Raw genomic sequence first — 15,509 nt, forward strand, 5'->3', positions numbered from 1 at the left:
AAAGGTCGGCTTCCGGCTGCGGATAATTTATTGCACAGGGCCGATAAAAGCAGTCCATTGGAGTGAATACGCTAAACTTCCCCTAAGACCACCAGCTTTTCCAGCGTAGGACTTGGGCTTCCGCCCTTAGGCTCGATGGTGATGGCGAATGCTCCGGCTTCGGCGGTTGCCTGCATTTGCTGGAGGGAAAGCTTTTCTCCTGCGTTTACCAATCCTATACCGACAGGCCCATCTGAACCGATCGCCCAAAGCTGGTAGTCGCTGTCCGGCCCTATGGCTGCCAGGTTGTTTACAGAGACAAATACTGCTTGGCTGCCTTTGTCCCAAAATACGTCCACACGTGCATTTTCCTGCATGGGAAGGCCCTCACCACGCATAAAAATGCGCTCAAAATTACCGGACAGCAATTGGTCCATCTGCTGATCCAATGACTCCAACCGAACCTGATTGGACCGCAGATCCTCTGCTAATTGGGACTGCTGGGCTACCAAGGTGTCGTACTTTTGCTCTGCGTCGAAATACCGAAAGGCGTAGAACAGGGCCACCGCAAAGGCCAGTACCGCGATCAACGATGCAGCTGCGGCATATTGTTTCCAGGGGTTTAGCGGTCTGACCGGTGTCTCAGTTGGAACCGCTGTTTCTCCGGTCTCTGATTCTTGATCCGAAAAAAATTGCTCGTCCAGCGTCTGAAATATCCTGTCCTTGATCTCATTTGAAGGTGGTTGATGACCGGAAAGCAGATCAAACTCAAACATGGTCTGTTCGAGCTGATCAAGTTCCTCCTGCACCTCAGGGTATTGCTTGGCCATAGACAGCACTTCCTCCCGCTCCTTTTCAGAGAGTTCCCCGAGCAAAAAGAGCTCTAATTTTCCTGACGATATGTAGGCCTGTACATCCACTAGATTCTGTCCACTTTCTTTTTCAACACATTAATAGCCGCACGGATCCTGGATTTCACTGTACCTAGGGGTATGTTGAATTCCTCCGAGATTTCTGTGTGGGTGTACCCCTTGAAATAAACGCAGTCTACTATAAACCTATATTCGTCGTTCAGCGAGCCCATCAGCTCCCGCACACCAATACCATCCACCGCCTCCACGGTACCAGACTGGCTCTCCAAACCATATACGAAGTCATCAATGGTGTTGGTTTTGTGCTTCTCAGAAAACTCTTTGGAACGGGTTTTATCAATAGCTGCATTCCGACAAATATTTGCCATCCAGGTATACAACCTTCCTTTACTTTCGTCATAGCTATCAATCTTACCCGTAATCTTTATAAACGCATCGTGAAAAACCTCTTCCGCGAGGTCTCTATCGGAGATTATCCGTGTGATCACCGCAAACAACGCTTTCGAATACTTGGCATACAAGTACTCTACCGTCTTTCGGTTTCTGGCTTTCAGCCCTGCTATGATCTCCTGTTCTTCCAATCGGTTAGGGTAAAAAAAACACAGGCTATGGAATGTAGCCTGTGCTGTAAATATAGAAAAGATTTTTCACTTTACAAGTGGATCACCTCGTCATAGGCTGCGGCAGCCGCCTCCATGATGGCTTCCGACATGGTAGGGTGAGGATGTACCGTCTTGATCAGCTCATGTCCGGTAGTTTCCAGCTTACGGATGGCAACGATCTCAGCGATCATTTCCGTCACGTTGGCCCCTATCATGTGAGCACCTAACAGTTCTCCATACTTGGCATCAAAGATCAATTTAACAAAACCGTCCTTGGCTCCCGCCGCAGAAGCTTTTCCAGAGGCTGAAAAGGGGAATTTACCTACTTTGATGTCGTATCCGGCTTCTTTGGCCTTAGCCTCCGTCAGACCCACAGATGAAATCTCCGGGATACAGTAGGTGCAGCCCGGGATATTGCCATAATCCAGGGGCTCGGGATGTTGTCCGGCAATTTTTTCCACGCAAATGATTCCCTCCGCAGAGGCTACATGGGCCAACGCCGGTCCGGGAACCACGTCACCGATCGCATAATATCCGGGCATATTGGTGCGGTAATACTCATCTACCTTTATTTTTCCTTTATCTACCAGGATTCCCACATCTTCCAGCCCACAATTCTCCACGTTGGACGCCACTCCTACGGCAGAAAGAACGATATCGCATTCAATTTGCTCTTCCTTGCCATCCTTGGACTTCACGGTGACCTTGCAGCCTTTGCCCTTTGTGTCCACATTGGTCACTTCGGTAGAAGTCATGATTTTAAGCCCTTTTTTCTTATAGAGTTTCTCTAGGGTCTTGGATACTTCTTCGTCCTCATTGGGAACGATGCGGTCCATGAACTCCACGATCGTCACCTCCACACCAATCGAACTGTACACGTAGGCAAACTCTACCCCGATGGCACCGGATCCTACCACCACCATGCTCGCAGGCTTCTTGTCCAGCGTCATGGCCTTTCGGTAACCTACTACTTTTTCGTTGTCGATTTTCAGGTTGGGCAGCTCTCTCGCCCTACCGCCTGTCGCAATGATGATGTGGTCTGCACTGTAAACGGTTTTCTTTCCGTCCTGATCCTCCACTTCGACCTTTTTGCCAGGCTGTACCTTTCCCCAGCCCATGAGCTTTTCGATTTTATTCTTTTTAAAGAGAAACTGAATCCCCTTACTCATGCCATCTGCGACACCGCGGCTTCGGGAAATCATATCCGAAAAGCTCACTTCGGCGTTCTCTACCTTGATGCCGTATTCTTCGGCGTGATTGATATATTCAAATACTTGAGCACTCTTAATCAGCGCCTTGGTGGGGATACAGCCCCAGTTGAGACAGATTCCTCCGAGGGATTCCGCTTCCACCACCGCGGTTTTCAGACCGAGCTGCGACGCCCGGATGGCCGCCACGTATCCGCCCGGACCACTGCCCACTACGATCACATCAAATTTAGTTGAAGACATATTGTTTATGTTTGGATTACTTTTTTGCTATGCAAATTTATAATAATAATATTCAGAAAAAAATTTGGTTTTGAATAAGAAAGCTGGAATAAACGATATTTAACCCAAGGCATCCGATGCAATACCTAAATATCCAACCAGCCGGCAACTATCCGCCACTTCGAGGTTTTTAAGAATAATTACCTATTTTTGCCAAAAAACCAAGCTAAAATTTTGATATGGGATTACTTCAAGGAAAAACGGCTCTGATCACCGGAGCCTCCAAAGGAATAGGGAGGGCCATTGCCCTGCGCTTCGCTGAAGAAGGTGCCGATGTGGCTTTCACTTATTTATCCAGCGTAGAAAAAGGACAGGCGTTGGAATCGGAACTTCAGGCCTTTGGAGTCAAAGCCAAAGGATACCGCTCAGATGCCTCCGATTTCAGCGCCGCTGATCAACTTATCAATGACGTAGTGGCCGAATTTGGTCGCTTGGACATACTGATCAACAACGCCGGCATCACGCGGGACAACCTGCTGATGCGCATGAGCGAAGAAAACTGGGATGAGGTAATCAACACCAACCTAAAATCCTGCTTCAATACCGTAAAAGCCGCCACCCGAACCATGATGAAAGCCAAGACGGGCTCCATCATCAACATCACCTCGGTGGTAGGGGTAAAGGGCAATGCCGGGCAGGCAAACTACGCAGCCTCCAAGGCCGGTATTATCGGATTTACCAAATCGGTGGCACTGGAACTGGGATCCCGCAATATCCGCTGCAACGCTGTAGCCCCCGGATTTATCGAAACGGAAATGACCGCCGTACTGGACGAAAAGACCGTACAGGGATGGAGGGACGGCATTCCCATGAAGCGGGGCGGAAGACCCGAGGAGGTGGCAGACGCCTGTGTATTCCTAGGTTCAGACATGAGCAGCTATATTTCGGGACAGGTGCTACAGGTAAACGGTGCCATGGCCACCTAAGAGTCGACTTACGTCTTTTCTCCAAAAAAGCTCCCTCACGACCGGTCGTGAGGGAGCTTTTTTTAATGAACACAGATATTCTGGCATAAATACAAAAATATTACTTGAAATAAATCAATTATTATTGTTTAAACAATTTTATATTAACAATAAATTATTTTTCATTAATGACAACTTCCTTATATTGCTACTGAAATATATTTTTCTCAAATTACCGAATGTTTCATTGAATCAGGAAGAATCAACACCCAATTCCTTCGTCAGTGAATACATCGATTTAGTTTTGGAGCAACCCCAGATTCTAACTACAAAGAAAAGTGGTTTGTCATGGCATTCTCCGGCTTTGAAAACTTGAAAAAAAATCTTTTCCCTCTAACACTATACAAGATGCCTATGCCAAATCAGTGAAAAATAGGTTCCAAGACGGTTTTTTCGAGATGAAAAAACCCTGACTAACGCTCATCCTATCGACTTTATGCTAAAAAACATCTACCAAAAGAACACATGAACGGAATTTCATTTGAATTTCGAAAATCTATCCGCATTCTTTACGGATTGGTTTTCATTGTTTGTTTCTCTTTCACCGCGAGTGCATGGGGATCAAACAAAGAAGGGGCTGACCATGAATTAGCCCTTGACAGAGGTATCTCAGGAACCATCACGAATGAGCTTGACGAACCTTTGCCCGGCGCAACGATCACCGTACAGGGGGCCTCTATCGGTACGGTTTCTGACATCGACGGACGCTTCTCATTGACGGTGCCCGACAATGCCACCCTCGTAATCTCCTATATTGGGTATAAAACCCAGTTGATACCAGTGGGCGTGCAATCCATCTTTTCCATTCGAATGGAACAGGATGAATCCTCCCTTTCTGAAGTATTGATCGTAGGATACGGCACTCAGGAAAAGAAGGATGTCACCGGTGCGGTGTCGTCTGTAAAAGGTGCCGCGATCCAGAACCTACCCGCTTCGGGATCCTCACAGCTGTTGCAGGGTAGGGCCGCCGGCGTAAACGTGGTCAGAAACGGAGGAGCTCCCGGAAATCAGGGCTCCATACGTATACGGGGTACAGGCACGCTTAATAATGCAGATCCGCTTGTCATCGTAGACGGTGTGCCAGGGGGAAACCTGAACGATATCAATCCCAACGACATTGAGTCCATCGAAATCCTAAAAGATGCGTCCGCATCGGCAATCTACGGTACCAGGGCCGCCAATGGCGTGGTTCTCGTCACAACCAAACGGGGGGATTTTGAGAAACCGCTACAGTTCTCTGTCAATGGATACACCGGTGTGTCCAACGCCATAAAGACCATCGACGTGTTGGATGCACCGACCTTGGCCATGCTAAAGCGTGAACGGTTCACAAATGACGGACTGCCCATCAATCCAATCTGGGAGAACCCGGCCTATCAAACCCAGCTAACCAATTGGCAGCAGGAACTCCTCGGCCAGGGAACCATCAATAACATGGACATCTCCTTGGTAGGCGGCAACAGGAATTCTTCCTTTATGTTGTCGGGAGGTTTCTTTGAGGAAAAAGGGATGATCCAAAATTCCGGGTTTAGGAGAATCAGCTTCCGTATGAACTCGGATCACAAGATAAACGACCGGTTGAAAATAGGACAAAGCCTGCAATTGATCAGCATCAATGAGGTAACCCCCAACACCCTTTCTGCCCAAACCGGGGTGTTGTGGAGTGCCATCCGCTTCCATCCGGGCCTTCCTGTCCGAAATGCAGATGGATCCTTCAGTTCCTCACAGATTTCGGGTGAGTTTGGTGACATCAACAATCCTATTTTTACCCAGGAAACGATGGATTCCAGAAGTACGACCCACAAGATTCTTGGAAACGTAACCGCGGAATACCAGATTTTGGATGGATTAAAATTGAGGGCGAATGTGGGAATAGACGGTGCGATAGCGGATGGTTATAACTTTAACATCATCGTAGCCGATCAAATCAGAGCCAACACCCGAAATAACCTTTCCCGCAGCTACAACGAATTCTATTCTATCCTGTCTGAGTACTTCCTGACCTACGACAAAAAAATCAACAATAAGAGTACGGTTGGGTTTGTCGGGGGATATACCACCCAAACGTTTAATTCGGAGGGATTCAATGCCAGCAAGCTTGACTTCCCGGACGAATCGTTTGACCAGCGCTTTTTGGATGTGGGCCAAACCCTCAATAACATCGGCGGTGGTAAGTCCTACGATGCGTTGGCGTCTTGGTTTGGAAGGGCGACCTATAACTACGGAGACAAGTACCTCGCCACGCTCACCTTTCGGGGGGACGGTTCGTCCAAGTTTGCCCCGGAAAGAAGATGGGGGTATTTCCCCGCCTTTTCACTGGGCTGGAGGGTATCTGAGGAGGATTTCTTCAGAAATATCAATTTCATCAGTAACCTGAAGCTGACAGGTGGCTGGGGCCAACTCGGAAACCAAAACGTTCCGGGTTTACAGTACCTGGCATTGATAAGTTCGGGAAGACGCTATTCGTTCGGAGGCAATCAGACCGTAGGTGCAGCCCAGTCACGGATACCAAACCAGTTTATTACCTGGGAATCTGCGGTAATGACCAACTTTGGTATGGACATTGGCTTCCTTGAGAACCGCCTTTTGGCCAACATCAATTATTTTATCAAAGACACAAGGGATATGTTGATTGCCCCTCCCACCATTGGAACGGTCGGCCTTGCACAAATTCCCAACCAAAACCTTGGCGAGTTACGAAACCGAGGTCTTGAGATAGAGCTGGTGTACAGGCAGTCAAGAGGGGACTTCTCCTACTCGATTAGCGGCAATGCCTCGTTTATCGACAACGAGGTCACCAGACTGGTAGATGGAAATTTCATTGGATCCCAACTTTATGGCAGGTCCAGCCAGGAGATTTCCCGTACCTATGCAGGACATCCGATGGCTACTTTTTTTGGATGGAGAGCGGATGGATTGTACCAAACAAACGAAGAAATCCAAAATGATCCGAATATTGCCAACGACCCCCGACGAACCAATGGTCTAATCCGACCGGGAGATGTAAGGTTCAAAGACCTTAACGGGGATGGGATCGTTGACGAGCGAGACAGAGAAATTCTGGGCAGCCCCCATCCAAAAGTCGTGTACGGATTAAATGCCGAATTTGGGTACAAGCAATTTGACCTTAGCCTGTTTTTCTTGGGAAATGCCGGCGTGGAAATATTCAATGCCGATAGGATGCAGGGACTTGATCCCACCTATCCATTCAATATGTATGCGGAAACCGAAAACCGATGGACAGGCCCAAATACAAGCAATACCATTCCGCGAATGACCACCCGACGGGACAACCTCAATCACCGAACATCCGATCTATTCATCGAAAGAGGTGATTTCATGAGGTTAAAAAACCTAATGCTCGGATACACGTTACCGACAGCTTTGACCCAAAAGGCGGGCATAAGCAGGGCAAGGTTTTATGTGGCAGGACAAAACCTCTTGCTGTTCACCAATTATTCGGGAATGGATCCTGAGTTGGGCTACATCAACAACAACCTGCAGCTGAACGTGGATTATGCCCAATATCCTCAGGCCAGGACGTGGACACTGGGAGCAACCATTACTTTCTAATCGCCGAATCAATCGAGAAATGAAAAAACTGTCAAAATATACCCTAGCTATATTGGTTACTTGGGTAGCCTTCGCCTGTGATGATAGCATTTTGGATACCATTCCCTATGGTCAATCCACCTCGTCACAGTTTTGGCGAAACGCGGATGATGCAATCGCCGCCTCCAACGCCATGTACGAACCCTTGATTCTCCATGACTTCTATGGACATGCCGAGCACACCTTTGACATCCCCTCTGATGACCAATGGCGGGCAGGCGACCACGCTGAAGACCAAGCGATTGAATCGTTTACCTTCGACCCGGGAAATCCACAGTTGAACTACGGATGGAGACCAAAATACGAGGTGATTTCGAGAGCAAACGCGGTACTGCTCAACGTTCCAAGAATACAAATGGACCAAACCCTAAAGGATCGGGTTCTGGGTGAAGCCCATTTCCTAAGGGGTTTTGTCTTTTGGAGATTGTCTGTCATCTATGGAGGGATACCTTTAATCCTTGAAGATGATGTGATCAACAACAATTATAACAAGCCTCGTGCTTCCCTTACCGAAACCAGGGCGCAGATCGAGTCTGATTTGCTGAAAGCGGCACAATTGCTTCCCGTTGCTCACCCTGCGGAGGAGTTTGGCAGGGCGCATCGAGGATCTGCCAACGGCCTTTTGGCAAAGCTCTACCTTTACATGGAAGATTTTCCCAAGGTAATCGAGTTTGGCCAGCGTGTACTGGATGGCCCCTATGGTCTGGCACCTAGCTTTGACAACAACTTCCGAATCAACCTGCAACGGAATGCTGAAATGCTGTTTGCCGTACAGGCACTAGACGGATGGAGGGGAAACAACCACGTGATCTACACCACGCCAAGACCTTGGGGAGGATGGGATTTTCATCAGCCAATCGACGACTTGGTCGACACCTTTGACGAAAACGACCCCAGGCTGGATTATACCGTCTACAAGGTAGGAGACATCGTTGACCTGGGCGGTACCCGTGGACCGACCGAGTATACCGCTAATCTTTCTGCCTCCGGTTTTCACTTTAGAAAATATTCCTCTTGGAGACCGACTGGCGGGCTGAATGAGGGCCACCACAACCCCATTCTCAGAACCGCCGATGTCTACCTCATGGTCGCCGAGGCAAAGATTCGTTCCGGACAAAACGGTGATGCCGAGATCAATGTGGTCAGAGCGCGAGCTGGAAGAACGCCTCTTAGCAATGCCACCATGGAAGACCTAATCAAAGAACGCAGGGTAGAATTGGCTGGGGAAAACGAACGCCACCAAGATCTTATGCGATGGGACAAAGCAGGCATCGTAGACATCGTGGCAATGTATGCAAAGGATCTTGGTCCTCTGAAACCCGGCCGCACCTTTGTTCGTCCAAAGCACTATTACTTTGCCATTCCGCAACGGGAGATCGATCTAAGCAACGGTGTATTGACTCAAAACCCCGGTTATTGATTTATGGAAAAATGGTTGTTTGTAGTGCTGGTTGTATGGATAAACGTAAGCTGCCAAGCCCCGAACCAAGAGTACCTGGTGGGAAAATGGAAACTGGACTCCGTCCACTATCACTACAACAACTTTAGCCATAGCAGCACCGGATGGTACCAGGAAGAAATCTATGAGTATCTACCCACTGACGAGCTTATCGTCCGTGCGGTAGATGCTTATATTAAAATCCCTATCTCCATCAACGGTAGAGAGATCCACCACCTAGATGGGCAAGGCAAACCGGAAGAGACCTACCGTATCATCAAACTTGAAAAATCCAATTTGGTGCTTAAGGTAGAAAACACCCCCCTATTCAGCGGCAAAAACCAAACCAGGTACGAGATCCGGTATTTTTCCAAAGTACCATAGACAAATTTCCCTTCCCAGACCGAGGAACGTGACCGACCCTATCATGAAGAAAGGTGGATGGCTGACCACAAGACCTATGGACTTGATCCAATCAATCTCCCGGTCGAATCGAAAAAATCAATACGCAGCAGGGAATCAGAGGCTGTCAGCCGATTGGAGAATTGGGTAAGGTACCCGGATCCCCTGTAAAATTCACGCTTTCGATCCGTTCCATTTACGTGGTGCATCACCGCATAGCCTCCTTCGCTACCCTTTGGGAAACTATATGGACGCTCCAGTATTGATCCCGCCCTAAGATCAAGCTTGCCGTCCGTATTGGTAAACAGGTACATGGGCCGCCTGCTGTTTTCATGGTACAGGGAAGCCACCGCCTTTGCATCCCCCTCCAAAAAGAGATTGGAGGGAAGATATCTAAAGTTACCTTGACCATCACCTTTTAACACAGCCCCATACGAGGCATCGTATTGACCTGTAAGTACCTCTACGCCCAGATTGTTTCCGGAAAGAATGAGATCAACCGCACCATCTTCGTCCAAATCATCTACATGAATACCAAATATAGGTGAGATTTGGGCTTCATAGGGCAGTGCCCGAAAGGAGAATGTCCTGCCCGATTCATTGATCAATACGCCCGAACGAAATGTATCTACCGAAAGGGTTGTGATCTTTTCCTTCTTCATCCCATCCATCAGGTCATCCATGGTAGCCAGGGCATAGGAATGATAATCGGGGAACTGCCGTTTGAATGACGGAATAATGGAAAACAGGTCGTCCCTCGGGTGTATGGGATACCGCACACCATCTATCACATGGGAAATGATTCCCTCCTCCGTACCATTGTTATCAAAATCCGCTATGTGCACCTGCAAGGGCGCGTCAGAAGAAGTTGTATACCTGCTATTCAGTCCGAGGTTGCCCAGTATGAAATCCGTGTAGCCATTATTGGTGACATCCGCTCCCTGAATGGTATTCCACCAGCCACGGGTATGGGTTAAGCCCAGCTCGTCCGTAATATTCCGTAAATAGCCCTGATCATTTTTGAACACCGAGACGGGCATCCATTCGCCCACCACTACCAAATCCTTCCACCCGTCGTTGTCGATATCGCTCCAAATGGCGGAAGTTACCATGCCTATCTCTTTCAGACCGGGTGCCCTTTCATCCGTAACATCCACCAATTTCCCTTTTCGGTTTTCAAGCAACTTACTGATACCCGGTCGGGGATAGTTTTGGGGACTTTGTCGCCCACCTACAAAAAGGTCCACGTCACCGTCCTGATCAAAGTCAGCCGCAACTACGCAGGACCCACTCACAAGGCTAACGGGAAGCACTTCCGCATCCAAACGGAAGACCCCGCCCTCGTTTACATAGAGGCGATCTTGATAATAAGGTGACCCAGCCTGAAACTCATTGCCCCCTGAAACCACATAAAGGTCCAGGTCTCCATCCCCGTCCACATCAAAAAACAGTGCCCCCATATCTTCTTCAAAGGCATCCCCGCTGTCCAGTGTTTGCTTCGTAAAAGTACCGTCCCACTGTTGAAAATAAATCTCTCCTGACTGCCTAAAGGCACCCCCGACAAAGAAATCCTCCAGACCGTTGCCATCCACATCCGCTACACATACCCCCGGTCCAAGTTGGGATAGCTTATGCGGCAGCAACGGCTGGACATTGAAATCCGAAAAGTGGGTCTCTTTATGCCGATACTGAACACCCAACAAGCTATCCACAAGCGGCTCAAACACATATCCCCAATTTCGGTTCACTTGGAACGGATTGATCGTCGTGTTTGGAGCGTAGTCAATACCTACCAGTTGGTTGATTGTCGGATCTTTAACAACCTGAACTTGTCGGTCAGGCCAAACAACCACCACGGAATCCACCTTGGAATCTCCCCCCAATCCAAAATGAACAGTCGGAGAAACAGAGGATTGATAGCCTCGGGTTAGGTAGTGCTCGTGGTACTGAACCCCCAATCCCGAATACAAAAACACCTTAGTACCTATTCCATCCAAGTTGTTTTCCGGCCCTTTTAGTCGAATTTTGATGAAATTACCGGGATACGAATCCGATTGGCTGTTCCTGTAGATAAAAGCAGCACTGCCTGTATTGGCAATTACCAAATCCAGGTGGCCATCGTTGTCCAAATCCGCATAGACCGCTCCGCTGGAGTAGGCACTCTCAGCAAGGCCCCATTTGGCGGAAACGTCGTTGAACCGTAGACCTTGTTGGTTTTGGAAAAGGAAATTGGAAACAAACGCTCCCTCCAGATCCTTTATAGCCTCCCCTAACAGCACCCGCCAGTTTTCCGTATCAACACCGGCTCCGGCCAATAAACCCGACTTATAATCCACAAAATCCCGGTTGGTAATATCTTTTGGGTAACCATTGGTGATCAATAAATCCTTCCAACCATCGTTGTCTAGATCCACCCATAGCGAACTCCAACTCCAATCGGTCGCGCCAATTCCTGCCAGAAAGGCAATTTCGCTGAACCTTGGCAGGCTGTCCGCGTTCAACCCACGATTCCATTGGAGGGTGTTTCGCATAAACTGGGGAGCGTATCCATACAAGACCTCTGATCGAAAGCGCTCATGAAGAGTCTTTCCGAACATCATTTTCTGACGATAATTATCCGGAGGAAGCATGTCTAGGGTAACCACATCCAACCGGCCATCATTATCAAAATCCCCTACATCGTTACCCATGGCAGAATAACTGGTATGCTTAAACACGGTTGCGGCCACGTCCCTAAAGGTTCCGTCGCGTTGGTTGATGTAGAGCAGGTCATTGGACAGGTAATCGTTGGAAACGTAGATGTCCGGCCATCCGTCCTCATTAAAGTCGCCGATCGACACCCCAAGACCATAGCCCTCAATCGTGATCCCAGCCGCTGCCGACACGTCCGTAAAGGTATTATCCCCATTATTCCTGTAAAGCTTATCCGTATTCAACATTTGGCCGTCCACCCGCTTCCGTCGAATCACATTTGGCCCGGTGTCATCGGTCATATTGTTCAAGAGGTACATGTCCAGGTATCCATCCAAATCAAAGTCAAAAAAAGCCGCCTGAACGCTGTGGGAGGTATCCGCCAACCCATAGGCCTCGGCCATCTCCGTAAAAGTTCCGTCCCCATTATTGATGTACAGCTCATTGACCCTCCTTTCACTGGCATAGGGCCCCGAAAAACACACATAGATATCCTGATGGCCATCTTGATTGATATCGATTATCGAAACACCGTTTGCCCATTTCCCTTCGGTAGCTATCCCGGATTGATCGGTGATATCATCAAACCGGAAATCTCCCCTATTGAGGTAAATTCGGCTGCTCCCCATATTGGAGGTAAAAAACAAATCCTCCAGGCCGTCATTGTTGAAATCTCCCACGCCAACGCCGGATCCGTTATAAAAATACTCGTAGGTCAACACGTTGAGCTCGCTGCTTTCCAGCAAGGTGTTTTGGAAAAAAACACCCGAATGGGCAGAAGATATCTTTTCAAAAGTACTCCTCTCGCGACAACCGGCCTGCAGAAGGAGAGCCAGAACCAAATTAGCACCTAGAAATCGCATCGGGATACAGAGACTGTTGGACGTTTCCCCGAAAGATAATCATATAAACGATTTGACGCAGAAGCTGCCAAGTAAAATTAAGGTTACCATTTCGTGCATTTGGCTGCCCCGACCTATCGGAGGTATGCCTTTGGGTGGGTTTATGATATTGGCGGTGACTATATCCTTGTGGGGATAGCCGAAGAAAATGGGAGACCTGTTCTGCCACCTGCCGGACTCAACGAGGAAGAGATTGATGGCATCCAAAAGGATATGGTAAAAATGAACAACCTGATCAATCCGGCCTATCATCCCAAAATCAGTATTGAAGAAATAGAGGGTGAAAAAATCCTGGTGATTTGGGTATTTGCAGGAGATAACAGACCGTATGAAGTTCCTGACGAAATCAAAGCCAAGGAAAAGAAGTACCATTACTACATCCGTTATGGTTCCAGTTCGATCAAAGTCAACAAAAGTCAAAAGGAAGATTTGATTGCCCTTAGCGGAAAGACTCCTTTCGATGATCGGCCCAATACCCAGGTAAGCTTTGATGAGATTTCGCTTACCTTGGTTCGGGATTACCTGAGAAAGGTGGAGAGCAAGCTTTTGGACTCCATGGATTCCTTGACAAAGGAACAGCTACTTTCCCAAATGCAGCTCCTCTATGGCCCACCGGAAAGACGGCATCCAAGGAATGTAGCCTTGATGATGTTTACCGATAATCCCGAGAAATACTTTCCCTATTCCCGAGTGGAGATTGTCCATTTCCCAAACGGAGAGGCAGATCCTGAGTTCTTTGAGGCCCCGAATATTTCCGGAGCTGTGGATTATATGATCGGTCGAACGCTCGACTACCTGCGGATCAATGTATCAAAGCAAATGACCCGAAAAATCAAAGGTCAAGCAGAGTCAGTACGTGTTTGGAACTATCCCTATGAAGCTTTGGAAGAAGTCATCGCCAATGCGCTGTATCATCGGGACTACTTGACCCGCGAACCGGTTGAGATCAGGGTTTATCCCGATAAGTTGATCATACTGAATTATGGTGGCCCGGATCGTAGCATCAAACTAACTGAGTTTCAAAAGGGCAGTGTATTTCCAAGAAGATATCGAAACAGAAGACTGGGTGATTTTCTGAAAGAGCTTGATCTCACCGAAGGGAAAGCCACGGGAATTCCGACCATCCGAAGGGTAATGGAAACGAATGGTTCACCCATGCCGGAATTCCTAACCGATGAGGAACGGAGTTTCTTTCAGGCAACCCTCCCTGTCCACCCATGGTTTTTGGAAGACAAGTTGGAGATCAAAGATGAAATCGAACAGGAATCTGACCAAACAATAGGTGGTCCAATAGGTAGTCCAAAAGGTGGTCCAATCCACTTGACTGAACGGCAGGCACAGATACTGGATTTGTTGAAAAACGATCCTGGCCTGACCAAACGAAGGATTGCTGTGCTGCTCGATGTCAACGTTTCAACGGTGCAGGAGCACCTCAATATCTTAAAAAGATTAGGGTTTATAGCGCGTATTGGTGGAAAAAGGGGCTTTTGGCAAATCATAGAGCTATCGGTGCAGCGCCAAGAGGATGCCAAAGGCGGGGAAGGCCCTTATCCAAAACTCACCCAATCAGGTGATGAACCCGGCATAATACCCCATACAATACCCCATACAATCGGGCTGTCAGAAAAACAATTGGAGGTCCTTTCTCTCCTTCAGGCGGAGCCACGGATTTCGATTTGTAAGATGGCGGAAATACTTGGATTAAATAATTCAACGGTGGTCGAACACCTTGATTCTCTCAAAGAAAAGGGAGTCTTGGAAAGGATTGGTAAGACACGTGGATATTGGAAAATAAATAGTTGGAAAGGTGAGTGAGTTCGGAAGAAATCATATTCAGGTTCGGAAGAAATAGTCAAAAAGTTCGGAGAAAAGTTCGGAGAAAAAAATTTAACAAGAAGCAACGCAAAAGGAATTCATGACCTTCCCAAGCATAACCATACAAGGAAATATTGTTTCAGGCGAGATACTGGACAAGCTCGCTACAGAGGATATCAAATACCAGAATCCAGCTGATTTTGGGCTGGGCAAAAATATCAAAGTACGGGACGAGATCGGTTTGGCCTGGGCTTCGGCGCGGGGTTACTGGCAGGCATTTAAGATGCGTAGAGAACGGATAGCCGAAGATGAAAGCGGTACTTTCGAAACCCGTAACTTCTGGATGCTTCCTTTCCTGATGACCTTGGGCTATGAGGTGGATAAATCCAATGCAGAAGTCCTGGATGGCAAGACATACGCCATCAGTCATCGTGCTTCCAACCTTTCAGGTTTTCCAGTGCATATCATGGGCATCAACGATAGCTTGGATAAGCGCAGGGAAACAGGTGGTCCAAGACTTTCTCCCCATGCCTTAGTACAGGAATACCTGAACAAAACCGATAATTTCCTCTATGCCATGGTCACCAATGGCAAGCACCTGAGACTGCTCCGCGATGCTACCAGATTGGTGAGGCTGACCTATCTGGAATTTGATTTGGAGAAGATGATGGAGGAAGAGCTCTTTGCGGATTTTGCAGTGCTTTATCGTATCCTTCATGCTTCCCGTATGCCCAAAGAGAA

The 15,509-nt window shown here is 48.1% G+C and carries 10 protein-coding genes; 5 read left to right on the forward strand and 5 right to left on the reverse strand.

What is annotated here, in order from left to right; all coding sequences use genetic code 11:
- Positions 1-71: 71 nt before the first annotated feature.
- From ADIS_RS02785 to lpdA, 3 genes are all read right to left on the reverse strand, one after another.
- Positions 72-899, reverse strand: a complete 828-nt coding sequence (locus ADIS_RS02785; RefSeq protein WP_010852776.1) for an anti-sigma factor — start codon at positions 897-899, stop codon at positions 72-74.
- Entirely contained in the window at positions 899-1,432 is a 534-nt protein-coding gene (locus tag ADIS_RS02790) for an RNA polymerase sigma factor (RefSeq protein ID WP_010852777.1), read from the reverse strand. Before ADIS_RS02790 ends, ADIS_RS02785 begins: the two co-directional genes overlap by 1 nt.
- Before the next feature lie 71 nt (positions 1,433-1,503).
- On the reverse strand, positions 1,504-2,904 hold the full coding sequence (lpdA, locus tag ADIS_RS02795; RefSeq protein WP_010852778.1) for a dihydrolipoyl dehydrogenase: 1,401 nt from the start codon (positions 2,902-2,904) through the stop codon (positions 1,504-1,506).
- 218 nt (positions 2,905-3,122) lie between these two features.
- Here lpdA and fabG point away from each other — a divergent pair, with 218 nt between their 5' ends.
- From fabG to ADIS_RS02815, 4 genes are all read left to right on the forward strand, one after another.
- Positions 3,123-3,869 carry a 3-oxoacyl-[acyl-carrier-protein] reductase gene (gene fabG, locus ADIS_RS02800; RefSeq protein WP_010852779.1) on the forward strand — a complete coding sequence of 249 codons (747 nt, stop codon included), beginning with the start codon at positions 3,123-3,125 and terminating at the stop codon, positions 3,867-3,869.
- Between the two features lie 504 nt (positions 3,870-4,373).
- Complete coding sequence (locus ADIS_RS02805; protein WP_010852780.1) at positions 4,374-7,481, forward strand: SusC/RagA family TonB-linked outer membrane protein; 3,108 nt, start codon at positions 4,374-4,376, stop codon at positions 7,479-7,481.
- A gap of 19 nt (positions 7,482-7,500) precedes the next feature.
- Entirely contained in the window at positions 7,501-8,940 is a 1,440-nt protein-coding gene (locus tag ADIS_RS02810; RefSeq protein WP_010852781.1) for a RagB/SusD family nutrient uptake outer membrane protein, read from the forward strand.
- 3 nt (positions 8,941-8,943) lie between these two features.
- Complete coding sequence (locus ADIS_RS02815; RefSeq protein WP_010852782.1) at positions 8,944-9,342, forward strand: hypothetical protein; 399 nt, start codon at positions 8,944-8,946, stop codon at positions 9,340-9,342.
- 74 nt (positions 9,343-9,416) lie between these two features.
- On the opposite strand, the gene ADIS_RS02820 is transcribed toward ADIS_RS02815, so the two are convergent.
- Complete coding sequence (locus tag ADIS_RS02820) at positions 9,417-12,914, reverse strand: VCBS repeat-containing protein (protein WP_035804454.1); 3,498 nt, start codon at positions 12,912-12,914, stop codon at positions 9,417-9,419.
- Between the two features lie 93 nt (positions 12,915-13,007).
- Here ADIS_RS02820 and ADIS_RS02825 point away from each other — a divergent pair, with 93 nt between their 5' ends.
- Positions 13,008-14,768: a winged helix-turn-helix transcriptional regulator gene (locus ADIS_RS02825; protein WP_010852784.1), complete on the forward strand. Its 1,761-nt coding sequence runs from the start codon at positions 13,008-13,010 to the stop codon at positions 14,766-14,768.
- 532 nt (positions 14,769-15,300) lie between these two features.
- Here ADIS_RS02825 and ADIS_RS23325 read toward each other — a convergent pair.
- Positions 15,301-15,486: a hypothetical protein gene (locus ADIS_RS23325; protein ID WP_238325361.1), complete on the reverse strand. Its 186-nt coding sequence runs from the start codon at positions 15,484-15,486 to the stop codon at positions 15,301-15,303.
- Positions 15,487-15,509: the final 23 nt, after the last annotated feature.

This window comes from Lunatimonas lonarensis (assembly GCF_000390185.1).
GTDB classification, from domain to species: domain Bacteria; phylum Bacteroidota; class Bacteroidia; order Cytophagales; family Cyclobacteriaceae; genus Lunatimonas; species Lunatimonas lonarensis.

What these genes read in the sequence shown, in the direction of transcription:
- fabG (WP_010852779.1), top strand. Translation starts at nt 3,123, where the DNA reads ATGGGATTACTTCAAGGAAAAACGGCTCTGATCACCGGAGCCTCCAAA.
- ADIS_RS23325 (WP_238325361.1), bottom strand. Translation starts at nt 15,486, where the DNA reads ATGAAGGATACGATAAAGCACTGCAAAATCCGCAAAGAGCTCTTCCTC.
- lpdA (WP_010852778.1), bottom strand. Translation starts at nt 2,904, where the DNA reads ATGTCTTCAACTAAATTTGATGTGATCGTAGTGGGCAGTGGTCCGGGC.
- ADIS_RS02820 (WP_035804454.1), bottom strand. Translation starts at nt 12,914, where the DNA reads ATGCGATTTCTAGGTGCTAATTTGGTTCTGGCTCTCCTTCTGCAGGCC.
- ADIS_RS02810 (WP_010852781.1), top strand. Translation starts at nt 7,501, where the DNA reads ATGAAAAAACTGTCAAAATATACCCTAGCTATATTGGTTACTTGGGTA.
- ADIS_RS02815 (WP_010852782.1), top strand. Translation starts at nt 8,944, where the DNA reads ATGGAAAAATGGTTGTTTGTAGTGCTGGTTGTATGGATAAACGTAAGC.
- ADIS_RS02805 (WP_010852780.1), top strand. Translation starts at nt 4,374, where the DNA reads ATGAACGGAATTTCATTTGAATTTCGAAAATCTATCCGCATTCTTTAC.